The sequence below is a fragment of the Acinetobacter sp. UBA5934 genome (genome assembly GCF_002430855.1).
In the GTDB taxonomy this organism is placed as follows: domain Bacteria; phylum Pseudomonadota; class Gammaproteobacteria; order Pseudomonadales; family Moraxellaceae; genus Acinetobacter.
This window is the reverse complement of the sequence record NZ_DJDC01000110.1, coordinates 1-4,422: the sequence shown is the minus strand read 5'-3', so window position 1 is coordinate 4,422 and position 4,422 is coordinate 1. Positions and strand designations below refer to the sequence as shown.

Genomic DNA, 4,422 nt, shown 5'->3' with positions numbered 1-4,422 from the left:
TCCAGAATACGAAAAACCCTCATCGAAAGATGAGGGTTTTTTATTGCTCTATTTTTATAAGATACTGAATTTTACTAAAAGATAGATAAAAAATTTAAAAAAAAATCACCACCCTGTTTTAACCTGTTTGAGTCATTTTAAAACATAGATACTTCATCTGATTTCTACCTTCTAATAGCCCACTCTCTAAAGACAATTCAATAAAGATAAGCAGAGAAACGCATCTTTTTTATACCGACTTGATCTTTAATTTTCTACCATCAATCTAGAAGATATTTAAACTTCACTAATGCTTAAAAGTGGAAGCAATTTTTAATACTCACTATTGTTGATGATCAGAAAAATACATTCTGTTCGACAAAAATTCTAGTTTTACCTAGCGGTATTTAATTTCAAAATACTCAAATTAATATTAAGATATAAATGAATTATAAAGTGAATAGGAAGCAATATTAAATGTCGATGGATAAGTACACAGGTCTGGAATTTTTAACTGCTGTCAAAAATGGTGAAATCCCTCATGCACCGATGGCTAAAACTATTCCTATGCAACTGGTTGAAGTTCAAGAAGGCTATATTATCTATGAAGTCACCCCTGGCGAAGAGCATATTAATTTGCAAGGCGGGGTTCATGGCGGATTCTGTGCGACCATTTTAGACAGTGTAACGGGTGCCGCAGCGCATACCCTTATGGAAAAAGGGGGCCGTTTTGCCACGACTGATTTAAATATTAAAATGATCCGCCCCATGCAATGTGGAAAAACCTATCGCGGTGTAGGAAAAATTATTAATCAAGGACGCACGCTGGTGATGACTGAAGGTCGTATCATTGATGAAAACGATAAAATTTATGCACACGGCACAGCAACTTTAATGATTATTCGCAAATAAAATTTAAGCTTCATTTTTTAATTTTAGAGCAAACATCTTCCTGATTCTTGCTCCTTGATTAGACTAATGATTAATAGAAAATTTATCTAAAAATCTATCCAACTTCATTGCTAATATTATTCACCATATGCAATAAACGTGGTGCAATATCATCTTCCAGTTTGGCACGATTCAAAATAAAGCTTGGTCCACCACAGTTAAATACCAGTAAACCATGTTGCTCATGATAATAAGGTACCGCTACCGAGTTCACATCTTTATGCCAGTCACCGACCGAGAAGCAGTAACCAAAGTCTTGATAATCTTTAAAAGCCTTATCGAGCTCACGGTTGATTTTCATCCAGTCTTCTTTATGTTTGATACGGATAGCATCCAGCAAAAACTCACGCTCATCCTCTGGCATTGCCGCGAGGCAAGCACGACCCACCGAACTTAAGTGAATAGGCAAATAAGTACCCACTTGGCGACGCATGGTCACATTGCCCTTGCCTTGCACCACATCCAGATAGATCATATTCAGGCGGTCACGGGTTGCCATTGCCACAGCAGCTCCGGCGTAATCTGCCAGATCTTTCATATAGGGATGAGCAATTGAACGAATCGAGAGATTCGACAACATGGAATATCCAAAGGCAAGCACGCCAACAGAAAGCTGGAATTTACTTGAATTAGGCACCTGTTTTAAGTAACCCAAGCGAGAAAGTGTATGGGTCAAACGGGTAATGGTAGGTTTAGGCAAACCTGTCATTTGCGACAATTCCTGATTGCCCAGATGCTGATGTTTGGCCGAGAAACAACGTAAAAGTTCTAATCCACGGGCAAGAGCAGTAATATATTGGCGATCATTTTCATCTTGCATATCCTCAATCGGATGCAAAAGTTCATGTCTTAATGGAGCCAGAAGCTGCTCCGCCTGTTCCGATTCTGTCACTTTCGTCATTTAAATTGCCCAGATACTTAAATTTTGTTTCGCATGGCGAAAATTATAATATAAATATTGTATTAATAGCAAAGAAGCAACTTATTAAAAGTTGCTTCTTTATCAAACACATTTAATGTTTATGTGAACTATCCAATAATACCTTGAGCACGTAATGTTGCTATTTTTTCAGCATCAGTCACACGGGCTAAAATTTCATCGGTATGTTCGCCCAACATTGGCGGTGCTTTCTTATATTCTACTGGTGTACGGGAAAGCTTGATCGGTGAACCAATCACTTTAAGTTTATCTTTTAAAGGATGTTGCATTTCAATCAGCATATTACGTGCCTGAACCTGAGGTTCTTCAAATGCCTGTTCCAGGTTATTAATTAAACCTACCGGAACTTTAACGGCATGAATCGCTTCTACCCAGTGTTTTGCAGTATTGCTGAGGAAGTGAGCCGCCAATAAATCCCCAATTTCGCTACGGTGTTTAATCCGTAGGGCATTGGTGGTAAAGCGCGGATCATATGGCAGCTCAGGCAAACCAATTGCGGCACTTAAAGCGACAAACTGCTTGTCATTACCACAGGCAATAATAAAGTCCTGATCTGCAGCTTTAAAGACCTGATAAGGCACAATGTTGGCATGGGCATTACCATAACGGCCTGGAACTTTTCCAGATGCCAGATAATTCATACCCTGGTTGGCAAGTGTAGCTACCTGCACATCCAGCAAGGCCATATCAATATATTGACCAAGACCGGTTAAAGTACGGTTCAACAAAGCTGCCTGAATAGCAATGGTTGAATACAAGCCGGTGGTTAAATCAGCAAATGCCACACCGACTTTTTGCGGGCCACCGCCCGGCAAGTCATCTTTTTCACCGGTTACAGACATGAGACCGCCCATACCCTGAATGATAAAGTCATAACCCGGTTCAGGTGCACGCGGTCCAGTCTGGCCAAAACCGGTGATTGAGCAATATACCAGTTTCGGGTTGACCGCATTTAAACTATCGTAATCCAGACCGTACTTTTTCAGTGAACCTGCCTTGTAGTTTTCAATCACCACATCAGATTCAGCCGCTAAAGCACGAACCAGCTCCTGTCCTTCCGCTGAGGAAATATCAATTGCAATAGAGAGCTTATTCCGGTTTGCAGATTGATAATAAGCTGCTTCACGTGTGTCTTCACCCTGATCATTCTTCATCCAGGGTGGACCCCATAAACGCGTGTCATCACCCGTTTTTGGACGTTCAACTTTAATCACTTCTGCGCCTAAATCCGCCAGGATTTGACCACACCAAGGACCTGCCAGTACGCGACTTAAATCCAGTACGCGAATACCTTCTAATGCACCCATGTGTTTTCTCTTTTATACGCGTTCAATAACCATTGCGAGACCTTGTCCCACACCAATACACAAGCTGATCACAGCATATTTCTTGCCGCGACGTTGCAGTTCACGAGCCGTGCTGAGCGCCAAACGTGCACCTGAAGCACCCAGTGGATGACCGACTGCAATTGCACCACCGTTTGGATTGACACGCGGATCATCCAGTGCAACGTCCAAACCTCGTAGACATGCCAGCACTTGAGATGCAAAAGCTTCGTTGATCTCAATAATGTCCATATCCTCCAAAGTCAGGTTGGCACGTTTCAGCGCCAGCTTGATCGCCTCCACAGGACCTGCACCCATAATACGAGGTTCAATGCCTGCAGCACCTGATGACAAAATCTTGGCAATCGGTTTGAAACCTAAAGTCTGTTCAGCCTGTTCAGAACCGATGATCAATGCCGCAGCACCATCATTCACGCCTGAAGCATTACCCGCAGTTACTACACCGCCTTCGAACAAGGGTCTCAGTTTTTGCAGGGCTTCCATATTAGACGATGGGCGCGGATGTTCATCAACTGCGACTAATTTAGGCGGAAACTTACGACCTTGTGCCACTTCAACAGGCGTAATCTCACCATCAAAGAAACCTTCTTGACGCGCAGCTTCATATTTTGCTTGAGATGCAGCAGCGAAACGATCCGCATCTTCACGGCTAATGCCATATTCAATTGCAACGTTGTCACCGGTTTTTGGCATGGTGTCATCGCCAAACTGTTTTTCAATCGCCGGGTTGGGGAAACGTGCGCCAATCGCAGAATCAAACACTTTAAAGTCACGACCAAAGGCTTTTTCAGATTTGGCAAAAACAAAAGGTGCACGTGACATCGACTCAACGCCACCTGCAATGAAAATGTCGCCTTCCCCACAGCTGATCGCACGCGCAGCATCAATCACAGATGCCAAGCCTGATGCACATAGACGGTTCACGGTTTGCGCTGGGGTTTTTACATCTAGACCTGCAAGCAAGGCTGCATGACGCGCAATGTTACGACTGTCTTCACCAGCCTGATTGGTATTTCCAAGGATCACATCATCATAGATATTGTTTGGCAAATTATGTTTTTCAATCAGGGCTTTAATCACGCCTGCAGCCAAGTTGTCTGGGCGAATCGTGGCCAGGTCACCCGCATGACGGCCAAATGGAGTACGCAATCCATCATAGATAAATGCATTTAACATAAGAAATTCCTTTTCGTTCGCTTAAACAGC

Annotated in this window: 4 protein-coding genes; 1 reads left to right on the top strand and 3 read right to left on the bottom strand. The window is 42.8% G+C overall.

Annotation, left to right across the window (positions count from 1 at the left end; genetic code table 11):
- Positions 1-456 precede the first annotated feature (456 nt).
- Positions 457-891 (top strand): PaaI family thioesterase, encoded by a 435-nt coding sequence (locus B2Y23_RS07745; protein WP_291353833.1) that lies wholly within the window; start codon positions 457-459, stop codon positions 889-891.
- 94 nt (positions 892-985) lie between these two features.
- Here B2Y23_RS07745 and B2Y23_RS07740 read toward each other — a convergent pair whose 3' ends face one another.
- The 3 genes from B2Y23_RS07740 to B2Y23_RS07730 form a co-directional block, all read right to left on the bottom strand.
- The gene (locus B2Y23_RS07740; protein WP_291353831.1) at positions 986-1,831 is read right to left on the bottom strand and encodes an IclR family transcriptional regulator; all 846 of its coding nucleotides are present in this window, start codon (positions 1,829-1,831) and stop codon (positions 986-988) included.
- A 128-nt stretch (positions 1,832-1,959) separates the two neighbouring features.
- The gene (locus B2Y23_RS07735) at positions 1,960-3,177 is read right to left on the bottom strand and encodes a CaiB/BaiF CoA transferase family protein (protein ID WP_291353829.1); all 1,218 of its coding nucleotides are present in this window, start codon (positions 3,175-3,177) and stop codon (positions 1,960-1,962) included.
- Positions 3,178-3,189: 12 nt separating this feature from the next.
- The gene (locus B2Y23_RS07730) at positions 3,190-4,392 is read right to left on the bottom strand and encodes a 3-oxoadipyl-CoA thiolase (RefSeq protein ID WP_291370038.1); all 1,203 of its coding nucleotides are present in this window, start codon (positions 4,390-4,392) and stop codon (positions 3,190-3,192) included.
- Positions 4,393-4,422 lie beyond the last annotated feature (30 nt).

Bases quoted from the DNA above. Each gene is read 5' to 3' on its own strand.
- B2Y23_RS07745 (WP_291353833.1), top strand. From the start codon at position 457: ATGTCGATGGATAAGTACACAGGTCTGGAATTTTTAACTGCTGTCAAA.
- B2Y23_RS07730 (WP_291370038.1), bottom strand. From the start codon at position 4,392: ATGTTAAATGCATTTATCTATGATGGATTGCGTACTCCATTTGGCCGT.
- B2Y23_RS07735 (WP_291353829.1), bottom strand. From the start codon at position 3,177: ATGGGTGCATTAGAAGGTATTCGCGTACTGGATTTAAGTCGCGTACTG.
- B2Y23_RS07740 (WP_291353831.1), bottom strand. From the start codon at position 1,831: ATGACGAAAGTGACAGAATCGGAACAGGCGGAGCAGCTTCTGGCTCCA.